Origin of the sequence: Pseudovibrio sp. Ad37 (assembly GCF_001623075.1) — a bacterium.
Lineage (GTDB): Bacteria > Pseudomonadota > Alphaproteobacteria > Rhizobiales > Stappiaceae > Pseudovibrio.
Map to the genome: position 1 here is coordinate 38872 of NZ_LMCF01000067.1, position 15018 is coordinate 53889.

The following is a 15018-nucleotide window of genomic DNA, read 5'->3' on the forward strand; positions in this document are numbered from 1 at the left end:
TTGTTGTTTGTTTTATCTCGTTTGCATGAGGGAATTTATGCAGCGAGTAGGGAGACGCTCGCAGCTTAGAATGTCAAATATATTAATTGTTGAAGTAATTCAGACTAGAACTGCTGCTATATACTTCTTATGGAAAAGGAAATTACTAGAGAGCCATTCGAAGATGATTTACATTCATATCGAGCTTGATTTGCATCTATCTAAAACGCAACTTAATATAATGAAAGAAGCTTGAATTCAGTTAATTTGAATTGTGATTGAATGAAATTGTCATGAATGCAGGCAACGAAAAAGGGCGCTCCAAAGAACGCCCTCCAATCTCGGTATTATTTCACCAGAACAGTTAGCTCAGGTTCAGCTCTTTAAAGAAGTCATTGCCTTTGTCGTCCACCACGATAAAGGCAGGGAAGTCTTCAACTTCGATCTTCCAAACGGCTTCCATACCCAGCTCTTCATATTCAACCACTTCAACACTCTTGATGCAGTCTTGAGCAAGGCGGGCAGCAGGACCTCCGATAGAACCGAGGTAGAAGCCACCGTGAGCCTGACATGCACGGCGAACACCCGCTGAGCGATTGCCCTTGGCAAGCATCACCATGGAGCCTCCAGCGGCCTGAAACTGGTCCACATAAGCATCCATACGGCCAGCAGTGGTTGGGCCAAATGAACCAGAAGGCATACCTTCTGGCGTCTTAGCAGGACCTGCATAGTAAACCGGATGGTTCTTGATGTAGTCAGGGAGCGGCTCACCGGCCTCGAGACGATCACGGAGCTTGGAATGGGCCAGATCGCGGGCCACGATCAACGGACCGCTCAACGAAAGCCGTGTTTTAGTTGGATGCTTGGTCAGTTCGCCAAGGATCTCGCTCATTGAGCGCGTGAGGTCAACCTTTACAACATCATCAGAAAGATCGGTGTCGGTAACTTCCGGCATGTAGACTTCAGGATTCCGCTCCAGGTCCTCCAGGAAGATGCCTTCCTTGGTGATCTTGCCAGTCGCCTGACGGTCTGCTGAACAAGATACGCCAATGCCGATTGGTAGGGATGCGCCATGGCGCGGCAGACGGATCACGCGCACGTCGTGGCAGAAGTATTTGCCACCAAACTGTGCGCCAACACCGCTGGACTGTGTCAGCTTATGAATTTCAGCTTCCATTTCCAGATCACGGAATGCGTGGCCGCCTTCGGAGCCTTCTGTCGGCAGCTCATCTAGGTAACGGGCAGAAGCCATTTTTACGGATTTCAGATTCAACTCTGCAGATGTGCCGCCGATGACGATTGCGAGGTGATATGGCGGGCATGCCGCAGTGCCAAGAGTGAGAATTTTTTCCTTCAGGAACTCAATCATGCGATCTTTGGTCAGCAGGCTCGGAGTACCTTGGAACAAGAAGGTCTTGTTAGCAGACCCACCGCCTTTTGCCATGAACAAGAACTTGTACGCGTCATCACCTTCAGCATAAAGTTCGATCTGAGCTGGCATGTTGTTCTTGGTGTTCTTTTCCTCGAACATGGAAATCGGCGCAAGTTGGGAATAGCGCAGGTTCTTTTTGAAATAAGCGTCACGTGCGCCTTCACCGAGCGCTGCTTCGTCATGTCCGTTAGTCCAGACTTTGCGGCCTTTCTTACCCATCACAATTGCAGTGCCAGTGTCCTGACACATTGGCAATACGCCAGCAGCTGAAATATTCGCGTTCTTCATCAGGTCAAAAGCGACGAATTTATCGTTTGCAGTTGCTTCAGGGTCGTCGAGAATTTTACGGAGCTGCTCCAGATGGGAAGGGCGCAGGAAATGGTTGATGTCTTTAAACGCTTCTTCGGCAAGCAAGCGAAGACCCTCTTGCTCCACCTTCAAGATTTTCTCACCGTCAAACTCAACTTCGCTCACGTACTCGGAGGTCAGTTTGCGATAAGGAGTTTTGTCTTTACCCAATGGAAAAAGAGAGGTGTGAACGTACTCGGGAGCAAGTGTTTCGGACATCTTGGCACTCTCTGGCTATTTTGGTGTACCGCTGTACACTGTTGAATTTGCTGAGCGCCGTTTTATAGAGAAAAAGCCGAGGGGCAAAGCCCCTCAGCCTTCAAAACTTGTCAAATTTGTTAGATTACGCCGAATTGTCGTGAGACTTGGTGGAAAATGCAAGGCTCTCTTTGGTGCAATCCATCAACGAGTAGCATATAGGTCCAGTTTCACAGTGACCTTATTGCTGACAGTGCTGTCTGGCACGCCATCACCAATCTTGAAGTCACTGCGAGATAACGTTGCTTCACCAACCGCGTGAGCGGTTTTACCTTCAATGGTCAAAGTGAAGGGCAAGAAAATAGCAATCTTTGCACCTTTGAGTTCCAGCGTACCTGCAGCCTCATAGAGATCACCACCAGCAGGAACCACGTTATCTACGCGAAACACAGCATCAGGGAAGCTGGAGATATCCAGCCACTGTGGAGTTGTGATTGCACCTGCTGCCTGCGCATCTTCTGTTTTTACGCTTCCAGTGATGATTGTTGCCTGAATCTGGGCTTTGTCGAGTTCTTCTTTGTCGAAGATGATCTTAGCATTCCAGGTGGCAAAAGTGCCCGTAACGGTGTTTCCGTTATTGATGACCTCAAAGCCAAGCGTGCTCTTATTGCGATCCACTGACCATTCATTTGCAAAGGCAGATGAAGCTGCTCCTACCAAGATGAAGGTCAGAAATACGCCGGCTTTAAAGAACATATCGGTCAATCGTTTCATGGTTTTCTCCAGATCCTCAAATTAGGCTTTTGAGGACAACATACGCTGTAAGACTTTATCCTTGGATATGAAGTAGTGCTTAAGGGCAGCTCCAACATGTGCAAGGATCACTGCGATAAACGCATACGCAGCCCAGCCATGCACTGCGGTGAAGAACGCAGATACATCTGCTTTTTGCCCCAAAAACTCAGGAGTTGGTAGATGCGGAATCTGAAAGAGGTTAAAGAAAACTGTCGGCAGTCCAAGCGGACTGGACGAAACCAGCAACCATCCTGTCAGCGGCATCAGCAACATCAGAGCATATAGGCTGATGTGACCCAAATGCGCAGCAAGCTTTTCCCAAATCGGCATTTCGGCGGGTAAATCAGGTGTGATACCAGTGATTTTCCAAAGGATGCGTAATGAGACCAATGCCAAGACGACAAAACCAATGGACTTATGAAGCTGATAAAGAGAGTAAGTGGCAGGCTCGAAAATCGGCAGCGTGACCATATAAAGGCCAAATCCCAACATACCAATGATAAGCGTTGCTATGGTCCAGTGTAGTGCAATTGCCACGATGCCATAGGCTGATCGAGTGTTCCTGATCATGGAAAAGACCCTTTGATCGAGGGAAGGGGCATCGCTGCCCCTTCTCAAAGTTCGACCAGACCCGTCAGAGCATTCTCAGCATCCGACAGGCCGGAAACATTACTTAACAGTCGCTTCGAAGCTGATGTTGATATTCACTTCGTCTGATACGTAAGGAACAGCCATCGCCATGCCAAAGTCAGAACGTTTGATCGTGGTAGTCGCATCCAGACCAACAGCTTGTTTCTTAGCCATTGGGTGCTCACCAAGCTGATTTACAACAACTTCAAGGACAGTTGGCTTGGTGATGCCACGAATGGTCAGATCACCAGTCACTTCCAGCTTTTTCTCTCCAACCTGCTCAACCTTGGTGGATTTGAATGTTGCGGATGGGAACTTGGCAACATCGAACAAGTCAGCGCTTTTGAAGTGCTCATCGCGTGCAGCCCAGAATGTGTTGAGAGAGTTGACATCAATTTCGACGTCTACTTTAGAATTTGCTGGGTTTGCTTCGTCGATAATCAGAGTAGGTGTCCAGGTGCCAAAACGACCGTCTGTGGTGGAATAACCCAGATGGTTGTAGTCAAAAGCGAGATTTGCGTGGGACATATCAACGTCGTAAGCAACAGGTTCAGCAACCGCTGCTGTAGCGAGGAAAGAAGCTGCGACTGCGAGCATTCCAAAGCGAACTGATTTCATTGTAATCTCCAATTATGTTGAACTGTGAATTTCAATCTTGGGCATACAATTGGCAGATGTTCTGGGAATTGCAATTAAACGCATTGTTCATCCCAGGTGCACAATCACGAGGAAGTCAGCAATATCGCCAATTTTTGCAAACATTGTTGCGGAAATGAGTTGTCACTGTGGCAATATAATGGAGATTGTAAAACCAGATGATACAACTGCAAAAATATAAGGGTTTTACATCACACTTTCGTGTGTGATCTGTCAGTTAGAAACTCTAGTAATAAAAATGGGGAAGGGAGGCACACGTATGCGCCTCCGATCAGGTGCCTATGGTTTGTAAGTGAAGAGAATGCCGTTTTTATCGCGTAGGAACTCAAACTTTTCCTTCTTCAGAGTGTCGCGCAGGTTCGGCAGAACGCTCTTTTCATCAGCGATAAGCATATAGCCACCAACACGAAGGTGACTGAGCATACGCTGTAGAAGTTTAACACGTGCATTGTTCGGCAGCTCGTGGAAGAAACGGTCAGCAACAATTACATCAAGATCTTGTGGGGGCGTGTAACCAAGTGCATCCACGTGAACAACCTCAATCGGCAGGTTCTCCGTGTCTACTCGCTCCTGCAACTGGTCCAGCCCCACTTTGGAGCTGTCGACAGCAATTACATTGTAACCGCGCTTGGCAAGGAAAATCGCGTCGCGTCCCTGGCCTGCACCCAGATCGAGAATTGTGCCGCTGTCAAAGTCGAGGTTTGAGAACAGCGTTGTAAACTGCTTGGAAGTATGGCCGAAGTAACTTTCGTCCTTGGCGTAAATCTTATCGTATTTCTGCATAACTCAGCCTGCGTGGATCTTTAAAGGAAGGATATACAGGATCGCAGAGAATGAACAAGCCCAACTCGGCGGATACAGGTTGGGCTCTTGAGCTTAAGTAAAGCTTTGCTTCATGAAAAGGGTCGGTTGTCCGAGATAAGTCCCGTCCGTATACTTCTCAAAACCAACACGCTCAGCAAGGCTGACACTGGCTTTGTTCTCAGGGGCAATAATGCAATGAACTTCAGGAAACAGTCTGGAACTCTGTAACCAAGACAGGCTCAGCTCGACAGCCTCCCGGGCATAACCTTTGCCATGAAACTTGGGCGAAATCACCCAACCAGCTTCTGCAAATCCATCAAGGCTTGGGGTGATGTCTCGTTTGAAGTCAGAGAATCCAACATCACCGATAAGCTCACCGCTGTCTTTCTCAATCACAGCCCAATACCCAAAACCAGAGAGGCTCCAGTGCCCGGCATACTTGAGGATGCGCCCCCACGTATCCGTTGGGCTGGAAGGCTTCCCTGAAATATAGCGAACCACATCAGGATGTGCCCACAAAGCGCAGCATGCTTTAAAATCTGAAGTTTGGTGAGCCCGCATGATAATGCGCTCGCCGTTAAGTGTTGGAGCAGCTGTACAGCGTTCTTCTTCGATAATCACGAAAGCAGTCCTCAAAAGAAAAGCCGGAGTGTTGAACACTCCGGCACCCACAAAATTAATATTGAGCGTTAAAGGCCAAGCCCGCCAATGCAAGAGTACTTTATGTTGATGTAATCATCCACGCCGTATTTGGAGCCCTCGTTCCCCAATCCGCTTTCTTTATAACCGCCAAATGGAGCATATTCGGTTGTGATCACACCTTCATTTACGCCAACAAGACCATATTCCAATGCTTCCATTACACGGAAGGTCTGACCCAAATCTTGGGTGTAGAAGTAACAGGCAAGGCCATACTCAGTGTCATTCGCCATCTTGACCACGTCATCTTCACTTTCAAATTTGAAGACAGGTGCAAACGGACCAAACGTTTCTTCCTTGGCAACCTTCATGTCTGGGGTCGCATTAAGTAGGAGGGTAGGCTCAAAGAACGTGCCACCCTGAACATCTGGCTTACCGCCTGTTACCACTGTTCCGCCTTTCGAAACGGCATCAGTGATAAGTTCTTCGACTTTCGCGACAGCATGCTCATCAATCAGAGGGCCCTGGTTGGTACCCGGCTTCAAACCATCACCAACGCGTAGCTGATCTTCGATAGCAGCCTTCAGCTTTGCCGAGAACTCGTCGTAAATACCTGCCTGAGCGTAAATGCGGTTTGCGCACACACAAGTCTGGCCAGAGTTCCTGAACTTGGAAGCAATTGCACCTTCGACAGCCTTATCGAGATCAGCTGAATCAAACACGATAAATGGTGCGTTGCCGCCAAGCTCCATAGAGACCTTTTTCATGTTAGCCAATGCTTTGGAGGCAAGCTGCTTACCCACTGGAGTAGATCCGGTAAAGGTGATCTTGCGGACCTTGTCGTTCTCACAAAGTTCGTCAGCAATCTGAGCAGCTGAACCGGTGATGATGTTGATCACACCGGTTGGAATTCCTGCCTGTTCCGCAAGTTCACCCAGGATCAACGCAGAATAAGGCGTTTGGCTTGCCGGTTTGGCCACAACAGTACAACCAGAACCAAGAGCTGCCGCCAGTTTGCGCCCCAACATAGAGCTTGGGAAATTCCAGGGTGTAATGGCACCAACAACACCGATAGGTTCTTTGGTCACCATAATACGGCGGTCCTTCCAAGGGGACGGGATCACATCGCCATAAACCCGTTTGCCTTCTTCAGCGAAGAAACGAATGTAGTTGGCTGTGATCGCAACTTCTCCAGTAGATTCAGCCAGCGGCTTACCCATTTCAACAGTGAGTAGCTCAGCAAGGTCCTTCTGGTTTTCAGTGATCACGTCTGCCCACCGCAGCATCAGATTGCAGCGCTCATCTGCTGTCATCTTAGACCAGACAGCAAAAGCTGCATGGGCTGCATCGATTGCATCTGCAGTCTCAGGACGGCCAAAACGTGGAACACGCCCGATGATTTCGCCAGTGGCTGGATTGTTTACAGAGATGGAGTTGCTTTCATCTCCGCCGACCCATTTTCCTCCTATGAGACAAGCTTCACGTAGGAGCGGAATTTCTTTGGTTGCTGAGAGTGTTGTGCTCATAAGTATCTCCTGATGAAGTCATATCCCGCCAGGCAATTAAGGAGAGATAGAAGAACAAGACCTAACGACGGTTTTATCTGACCTACACATATAAGTGGTAGTTCTAGGAAAAACACCTAGTCCCCATAGGATTTACAAAGATTGATCCATTCTGCAATGCAAATCAGGGTGTGTAATGATTGTCTCTTTCTCAATGCAACACGAGTAGATCCAAAACTCATGCTTTCATAAGCTGTTACGAGAATGAGGTTGAGATGGGTTGGGCGGAAAAATCTGGAATGATGTCATTCCGGAAGACTGCGAGAGCACCCGTTCTGTTGAAATGTCATTTGCTCCGCTCAAATGAACAAGGTCAATCTGCATTTATGTCTTCGCATGAAGCAGGCGCAATTGTGCTTATCCGCAAAATGTGTCAGGAGCGACTTGCTTTGAAACTCGAATAGCTAAGGTCGCTCCATGTCAGACACGGTCAATCTCTCATTAGAAGAAGCACGCAAACTCACTGAGGGTGCTTTGTCTGCCAACAAAACAGATCCTGCAATTGCGAAGATCGTTGCAAATGCTTTAGTGAACGCGGAGGCAGATGGTCAGGCAGGCCACGGCCTTTCCAGAATTCCGTCCTACACCGCCCAAACCAGAACTGGCAAGGTAGACGGCTTTGCCAAACCGGAAGCAGAGCTGATCACTCCGGTTGTGCAGCGGATTGATGCTAAATACGGATTTGCTTACCCAGCAATTGAAGTTGCGCTGCCATTTCTGAAAGACGCTTCCTCGCAAAATGGGCTGGCTTTGAGTGCGATCCGTCATTCTCATCACTTTGGGCAAGCGGGGGCCCACTGTGAGCGCTTGGCACGCGATGGAATGGTTGCGTTCATTTTTGGCAATGGGCCTAAGGCAATTGCTGCCTACGGCGGCAAGAACCCTATGTTCGGAACCAATCCAATTGCATTTGCAGCTCCTAATGGAGATGGAGAGCCACTTGTCATTGATCTTGCGCTCTCACGTGTCGCTCGCGGAAAGATCATGGCAGCGCAACGAACGGGAAAATCTATCCCGGAAGGTTGGTCACTGGACAAAGACGGGCAGCCAACCACCGATCCGGAGGCGGCGCTTGCAGGAACTATGATCCCTATCGGAGAGGCCAAAGGAGCGGCTTTAGCCATGATGATTGAGATCATGGCTGCAGGCCTATGCGGAGCTGCATTTGGTTTTGAGGCGTCCAGTTTGTTCTCAGGAGAGGGCGACGCCCCTGATCTTGGTCAGGTTATTCTGGCAATCAACGCAGATCTTGTCTCTGGCGGTTTGTTTGCTGAACGAATGCAAACGCTTGTTGCTGCGATTGAGGCTGAGGAGGGCGCACGTTTACCGGGAACATCTCGTCTTGCAGCCCGCGAAAAAGCAGAGCAATACGGTGTCAACCTACCAAAGCCTATCTACGAAGAGGCAGTCCGCCTCGCCGGGCCGTCAACTTAGTCGTATTCACGCTCATAGTAGAAACCGGCTTTTGCATCTCCGTCGGAGCCGGCTTCACCACGAAGCTTCAGGAACTTCGTGACATCAATATCAACAGTTGCTGCATTGTCACCTGTTGTCGGCTCCTGTGTCACGCCCAAATAAATCCGCTCACTTATATAGCCACCAACGGCCAGTTCTGGATTTCCCGCTGCATCAAACTTGATATCGATATCGCTGACACCGAGTAGATTGCGGAGTGTGCCCAATGGCCCTTCCACGCCAGTGCCTCCGGTTAGCGTTGCGATCGCGCTTGCAAGGCTTGCCAGCTGAATTGGCGAAAGATCGTTGACAGACTCGCCAAACAACAGTTGCGCAAGGACCTCATCCTTTGGCAGGCTTGGGACTGAAGTGAAATCAATCACCGGCATATCAGCAGGTCCACTCACCAGGACAGTCACTTCCGTTGAGCCAGATGTTGTCGTTGCCGCAAAATCGAGTGTTGGTACAAGAGAACCACTAAACGTCACATTACCGCGGCTGAGTGTCAGGCGTTTTGACAAAATATCGATACGGCCACGCACCAGAGAGAAAGCGCCCACGGTCTTCACATCATCGAGCTTGCCGCCAATGTTAAGTGATCCACCGGCTTCAGCGTTGACGCCGCGCCCACGGATGAAGATTTTGCCTGGTGCTTCCACGCCAACATTCAAACTGGCTTTCGAGATCGGGCTGGGTTGCTCGTTTTTCTTGGCGTTTTCCCGCCCTTCATCTTGCGCAAGGATCTTCGCTTGGTTGAGGATAGGCTTGGGCGCATTCAAATGCCGGACGATCACAGGATTGATACTGGAGTTAAAGGAGCTCGGAATTTCAATATCTGCCTGGTTAATGGTGACTTTGCCCGAAATTGCAGGAGGGGCGCCTGCATCGGCAAGAGAGCCCTGTAGTGCAAGATTGGCGTCAATCAATGCACTAACAAATGTCCCGTCAACATAACGGCCACCATCAATCGTGAGTTCCATTTGAGCAGGCAGGCCTGAACCCAGTCCAAGTTTGCCATCCAGTACCAACGTGCCACCATTACTAAACTTGGCAGCAAATTTATTGATCGCAATCTCTTGCCGTGTGACCTTAATGTCACCTGAGTAGTCTGTCAGCGTCATGCCAGTTGAGAGCTGTGTGGTCTCAAGGTTCACAGGTTGGATATCAATGGCGATCTGAGGATCCTTGAGGGAGCCGGAAACTGACCCGCTGAGACGGAAGCCACCACTGCCACCCAAATTCTGCTCGATCAATTTAGCTCCCACCACATCAAGGGGGATGTTGCCTGATGTGGTCAAAGACACTTCTTGACCATCTGCAAGCCCGATTGCCCCTGAAGCCTCAACGTTCAGGCCTGAACTGTTGGTGACGATGGTTTTTTGGTCAATTTTGTTGTCAGCAAACGAGCCGGTGCTCTCAATCTGAAGTGGGAGGATGCGGTTATCCTGAAGCGGCTTTGCTGAAAACTGGCTCAACGCAAGCCGCCAGCTGACTTGAGGTGCGTCGTTCTCGCCAAAGGCGCGAACGGTCCCGTTGAGAGCACCATCCAAGGCAAGGCTTGGAACAAAGGCATTCGCTATGGAAAGTGGCAGTTGCTTCAGTTCGGCGTTGATGTTGAGCTGATTGCTGTTGCTCCCGTAAACATTTAAAGAGCCACTGCCAAGAGCCAGCTCAAAGGAGGACACAGTCCGTTTGTCTTCAAGTAGCGAAATCACTGCTGGTTGCTTGAGGTTTGTCTGAATGCCCTTGTAGCGGCCATTAAGAGAATTCAGCGTAAGAATGATCCCTTCGGGAACAGCTTGCACCAGCCCTGCGCTTTGAAGTTGGTCGTTGTTTTCAGCAAATTCGGCATTAATGGAAAAGCCAGTTGCAACCTCTGCACTTGTCTTGCCTTCAACAGGTGTCGCATTCAATGTCAACGATCTCAGGTTTACCCCTTCCACTTCAACACCATCGAGCGCAATGTTCGCATTTGCAGCTGGGCGTGTGAAAGGTTTGTCTATCCAGCCTTTTGCGACAAAGGACATGATGGAACTTTGCGCAAACCGAAGGTTTTGGCTGCTAAGATCAAATGAGATCTTGGCATCTCCGTTGTCTTGCTCAATATCGATTTGTCCATGAGCCTGACCTTCCATCTCGGTCAAGGCCAGTGATGACAAAGTGCTCAGATCATTGGCTTCAATGGTGAACTGCCCAACCAAACCTTGTGGTAGAAGCGCAAGATCAGTAGCATGTGCATTGCCACTGAGTTTGTTCCCGCCGAAATCAAAATCCAGTATCGGAACAGACAGTTTGCCAGCCTCACTCAGCAGCTTGAACTTGCCAACAAGCTCTTCCCCTTTAAACCTGCCTGTAAGATTGATGTCCGAATTGGGAGCCGTTTCAGAAAGCGTCCCATCGGCTACAAGCTTCAGCTTCTCTAAGGGAGTGCCATCCATCTCAATCCGGTCAGAGTGTATTTCAAGTGTCACTTCAGGTGCAGAAGTATTACCTGAAACCTTCCCGCTGGCAGTGAGGGCCCCACTTACACGGGGCTCCAGCAGATCGAGTTGATGCACTTGAGCAGAAAATGCACCATCCAGCTGACGATCTTGCAAACTGCCATGAGCTTCAAATTGTCCAAACATGTTCTCAAAGGAAAGAACTTCCAGTCGGCCATATGAAGCGAGCAGGTCGGTGCTATCAAGGGTTGCTGCAAGCTTGGCAGAAAACCTACCCGGGGAAGTGAGAATTCGGTCAATGCGCTCATTTTGCATACTCACACGGCTGCTGGTTCCCTTGAGATTGATCTCTCCAGATTGTTTTTGGAAATCCGCTAGCAAGGACAATTGAGCCTCAACAGAGCCGCTTACGTTTTGCTGCACAAATCCTGACAGAAGGCTAAGGTCAGATACAGAAAGATTGCCCTGTGCCTGTCCGTTGCTCGGCGAGAGTTCTACCAGATTAAACCGTGCAGCCGCTGCATCACTCTCCAAGTGTAACTCGCTTAACTTTAGTTTTTCCTGATTTGGAAACGCGATGCCTTTGAGTGAAACACTTATATTCTTGATGTTTTGGTCTTGTGAAGCTGGAGCAAGATGGACACCACTAACTTGGAGACGCGCTTCAAGCGGGATGGACATTATCTGCGCGGAAATGTTTGCACCATCACCCTTTGCAGAAAGGCTTAGCGCCCCCAGATCCGCTTCTTGTGTTTTAATCTTATCTGCTTGAACAGAGAAGTCCCAATTCAGGCTCTCAAGCGGTCCCGAAGCCGATGCAGTCACAGACAAAGTATCCAGTTGAACGGCCTGCTCGCCAGTCTTGATGAGAAGTGGTTTAGTGTTGCTCTCAAGTGTCTGGATTTGGACCTTCGCTATCAAAGAGTTCTTGTCAGTTGCGTATGTGTTCTCCAAATGCGCTAAGATCGCACCGGTTGAAAGCTTTCCGGTTACTGAAAGCGGCAGATAATCTTCATTGAGTGTCGCGTTTGCAAACCACGTGGTCTGCCCTGCAAATAGGCTGGAGATAGAAGAGGGAAGAAACTGCTCAAGTTCCCCTGATAAATGTGTAGTTAGTGACTTCTGCGTTCCATTTTGCGCAAGAGTAATCTCACCATCAATGGCTCGAACCCTATTCAGATCTACTTGTAATGAAGACGACCAGTTTGTCAGCGGGCCGCCACCTTCCATACGTAGCGCAAAACTCGGTGCATCCGGAAGGTCAAGAAGATTGGCAGTCAGCCCATTGGCTGCTTCAGAGACCATGCCACGGAAATTGACTACGCCATCTGCCGGATCAAAATCGACGTCAATGCTTGCTGTGCCCTGAACGTCGCCAGTGCGTGAAATGTTGAGCTTGCCGGCAATTTTGTCAGGAGAACTCGCATAAGTCGCAGTGCCCGTGATCTCGAACTGTGCAGGCATACCGGCAATAGAAGCGGGGAGGGCAAGTTCTTTGATGTTGAGGCTTTGGAGATCAATGGTGTTGAAAGGCAGGGTAATGCCTGTTTCTTCAGCAGGGGCAGGTTCAGAACCCGGACTTTCTGTAGCTTCTGGCAATCGTGCTAATGCAATCCGTTGTGCTGCGCCCTCGTGAATATCAAGTGCGCCGAAAAGAAGCGAAAGCGGTGACCAACGAACTGAAGCTCTGTGAACTTCAAGCCATGTGCCCTTCGCATCGGAAAGATAGACCCCATCGGCAAACAGATTGCCGGAAGCGGTCAGGCGAGGTTGATCAATCCTCACATCTGGCAAAAAAGAGCTCAAAGTTGATCCGAGGAACTGGCGACCTGCCTGAAAACTAGTTGTCACCACAAGTCCCGCATAAACCACAAGTACCAGCACGAGAAGAAGGGCTAGTATTTTGCCAAGGGTCATTGTGATACGTCGGACCAGTTGCATTCGCTCTTTGATCTTTCTCTTTTTGTCGCATGCCTTCTGTAGGCGGAGCTGATTAGAAGGACTGACTTAAACCAATATAGACTGCAAACGGCGGATCATTGCGCTGAGGTTCAAGTGGGACACCAACATCAAGCCGCAAAGGGCCAACAGGTGTGAAATAGCGCACCCCTCCGCCGACACCTACGCTGAAGGGCTCATCGAAGTTTGGAAACTGGGTCAAATATGCAGCGCCTGCATCTACAAATCCGACGAGACCAATGTTTTCGGTAATTCTTGTTCTGACTTCACCATTAAACAACATGAAACTGCGCCCACCCGTAACTTCGTCATCCAGGCGCGGCCCCACGTTTTTATAAGCATACCCTCGGATTGATCCACCACCTCCAAGGAAGAACCTCCGTGCAGCGGGGACATCCTGAACCGACGGGGCGATAATTGCACCAGCTGATACGCGGCCAGCTAAAACAACACGGTCCGTACCTACAATCGGCAGGTAACTGGCAATTGAGCCTTGAGAATACAGGTTTTCGGTATCACCAAGCACGTCATAGGCTGGTTCAAAGAATAATTTGGCTTCAATACCATTGGTCGGGTTCAAAGCGTCATTGCGTGTGTCGTAAGTCAGGTCTGCAGGAATTCCCAGTAGAAAGTAATCATTCTGGCCGAAAACGTCCCGTTCATTGGCAAAATAGACTTCTGCACCAATTCGGCCGCTCAAAGCCTCTGTAAAATCACGGGATAGATAAGCATCGTATGTAAATGACGTGCTGCGATAGTTATCTGGGTTTTCCTGAACGGCAGCAACGCTGGTTGAAAAAGCGGTCAACGGTCCAATCGCACCGGGTTTTTCAAAGGTGACGCGGGCGGCATACTCAATCTGCTCGTTATTTACGGCAAGAAGCTGGCCGACTGCGCCGGTTACTGAAAGTCGCTCCGCTTTTCCAAACAGATTGCGGTGTCGCCAGTATCCATCAAAACCAACGCCTTCATTACTGGAGTAATTGGCACCAATTCCAAAAACTTTCCGTGGGCGTTCTGCCACAACAATCGTCAGAGGCAGTTCACCGTTCGCATCAAGCTGGTCATCAGGTTCAAAGCGAATGCTGGAAAAGACTTCCAGATCCCTCAGTCTGCTCTGTGCGTGAGAGATAACTTTGGCATCCCACTGCGCACCGCGAGGAAGGTTTGCGTAACTGCGAACAAACTCAGGATCCATTTTGACTGTGCCGGATACAGAAATCGGACCAAACCGCGCATATGGTCCACTGACAACATCCAGTTTAACTTTGAGCGTCTGACTGGCGTGATTGGCCAGTAACTGCCGGTTCCCCACTTTCGCAAATGGATATCCTTCATCCTTAAGGAACTTAACGGCCTGCTTCTCTGCTTCCAGCACCTTAGCTGAAAGTGCTGGCATTCCTTCTACAAGGCCGAGTGACTGCGCGTTGGGCAGGTCAAGTCCATTCTCTGTTGCCGAGCCTTTATAATTTACATCTGCGTTGCCAAAGTGAAACTGAATACCTCTGTTAATCTCCACGAGAATAGGAATAGGGCGCTCTGTAATTTTCTCAGGATGAAGGATGGCTTGATTAAGTGGTGATCCTGCTACGGTGATTTGAACCAGAGCACCATAGTATCCATCTTCATAAAGCTTACCGATCAGGCGTTCAAAGTCCTGAGTTGCGCGGGCGAGAACGCCACTGGCGCCAGACGGGAGCTTCTTGACGTCCTGAACTAGAAGACTGACGGACTGCAGCTCTTCCTCAAGTTCACTCGGCTGGTCTTCATGTTCCCCAATAACACGGAACTCAACGGTGTAAGGTGTCGGGTCTGGCACACCAGCTAAGCTATCTTCATCACTCTCGGCTTTTTCACCCCAGAGATGGTATCCGAAAAGTTCAAAGGCATAGGCTTGCGAAAAGGTGCTGAATGAAAGGCACAAGCAAACAAGCAAAGCAACAGCGCGAGGAATTTTGACGTTCCATGGCCAACCAGAGGCTATACGCTCTCGTCTGTTTTTATGCTTGTAAAGCAACTAGGATAGGCTCCAACAATCTTCCAAAATGCAGATTGTTCTCAGCTCATAAAGCTCTTGGGATTAGCCCTGAGAGAATCTGCTCACGCGATAATTAAA

Annotated in this window: 10 protein-coding genes; 1 reads left to right on the forward strand and 9 read right to left on the reverse strand. The window is 49.4% G+C overall.

The genetic code is table 11. The features are described from left to right. Positions 1–343: 343 nt before the first annotated feature. The 7 genes from PsAD37_RS12265 to PsAD37_RS12295 all read right to left on the reverse strand — a co-directional run bounded on the left by PsAD37_RS12265 (position 344) and on the right by PsAD37_RS12295 (position 7008). The gene (locus PsAD37_RS12265; RefSeq protein WP_063293167.1) at positions 344–1978 is read right to left on the reverse strand and encodes a fumarate hydratase; all 1635 of its coding nucleotides are present in this window, start codon (positions 1976–1978) and stop codon (positions 344–346) included. 183 nt (positions 1979–2161) lie between these two features. Further along, positions 2162–2731, reverse strand: a complete 570-nt coding sequence (locus PsAD37_RS12270; RefSeq protein WP_057465996.1) for a YceI family protein — start codon at positions 2729–2731, stop codon at positions 2162–2164. Positions 2732–2752: 21 nt separating this feature from the next. Further along, on the reverse strand, positions 2753–3322 hold the full coding sequence (locus PsAD37_RS12275) for a cytochrome b (protein ID WP_063296390.1): 570 nt from the start codon (positions 3320–3322) through the stop codon (positions 2753–2755). Between the two features lie 99 nt (positions 3323–3421). Continuing rightward, positions 3422–4000, reverse strand: a complete 579-nt coding sequence (locus tag PsAD37_RS12280; protein WP_063296391.1) for a YceI family protein — start codon at positions 3998–4000, stop codon at positions 3422–3424. Positions 4001–4318: 318 nt separating this feature from the next. Further along, entirely contained in the window at positions 4319–4822 is a 504-nt protein-coding gene (locus tag PsAD37_RS12285) for a class I SAM-dependent methyltransferase (RefSeq protein WP_063296392.1), read from the reverse strand. A gap of 93 nt (positions 4823–4915) precedes the next feature. Then, entirely contained in the window at positions 4916–5464 is a 549-nt protein-coding gene (locus PsAD37_RS12290; protein ID WP_063296393.1) for a GNAT family N-acetyltransferase, read from the reverse strand. A gap of 68 nt (positions 5465–5532) precedes the next feature. Then, complete coding sequence (locus PsAD37_RS12295) at positions 5533–7008, reverse strand: NAD-dependent succinate-semialdehyde dehydrogenase (protein WP_063296394.1); 1476 nt, start codon at positions 7006–7008, stop codon at positions 5533–5535. A gap of 456 nt (positions 7009–7464) precedes the next feature. On the opposite strand from PsAD37_RS12295, the gene PsAD37_RS12305 reads away from it, so the two are divergent. Next, positions 7465–8481, forward strand: coding sequence for an Ldh family oxidoreductase (locus PsAD37_RS12305; RefSeq protein ID WP_063296396.1), 1017 nt, complete (start codon positions 7465–7467; stop codon positions 8479–8481). On the opposite strand, the gene PsAD37_RS12310 is transcribed toward PsAD37_RS12305, so the two are convergent. Beyond that, complete coding sequence (locus PsAD37_RS12310; RefSeq protein ID WP_063296397.1) at positions 8478–12884, reverse strand: translocation/assembly module TamB domain-containing protein; 4407 nt, start codon at positions 12882–12884, stop codon at positions 8478–8480. The two genes, PsAD37_RS12305 and PsAD37_RS12310, sit on opposite strands and share 4 nt — an antisense overlap. Positions 12885–12936: 52 nt before the next feature. Next, entirely contained in the window at positions 12937–14919 is a 1983-nt protein-coding gene (locus PsAD37_RS12315) for an autotransporter assembly complex family protein (protein WP_208991847.1), read from the reverse strand. Positions 14920–15018 lie beyond the last annotated feature (99 nt).

Bases quoted from the DNA above. Each gene is read 5' to 3' on its own strand.
- PsAD37_RS12265 (WP_063293167.1), bottom strand. From the start codon at position 1,978: ATGTCCGAAACACTTGCTCCCGAGTACGTTCACACCTCTCTTTTTCCA.
- PsAD37_RS12270 (WP_057465996.1), bottom strand. From the start codon at position 2,731: ATGAAACGATTGACCGATATGTTCTTTAAAGCCGGCGTATTTCTGACC.
- PsAD37_RS12275 (WP_063296390.1), bottom strand. From the start codon at position 3,322: ATGATCAGGAACACTCGATCAGCCTATGGCATCGTGGCAATTGCACTA.
- PsAD37_RS12280 (WP_063296391.1), bottom strand. From the start codon at position 4,000: ATGAAATCAGTTCGCTTTGGAATGCTCGCAGTCGCAGCTTCTTTCCTC.
- PsAD37_RS12285 (WP_063296392.1), bottom strand. From the start codon at position 4,822: ATGCAGAAATACGATAAGATTTACGCCAAGGACGAAAGTTACTTCGGC.
- PsAD37_RS12295 (WP_063296394.1), bottom strand. From the start codon at position 7,008: ATGAGCACAACACTCTCAGCAACCAAAGAAATTCCGCTCCTACGTGAA.
- PsAD37_RS12305 (WP_063296396.1), top strand. From the start codon at position 7,465: ATGTCAGACACGGTCAATCTCTCATTAGAAGAAGCACGCAAACTCACT.
- PsAD37_RS12310 (WP_063296397.1), bottom strand. From the start codon at position 12,884: ATGCAACTGGTCCGACGTATCACAATGACCCTTGGCAAAATACTAGCC.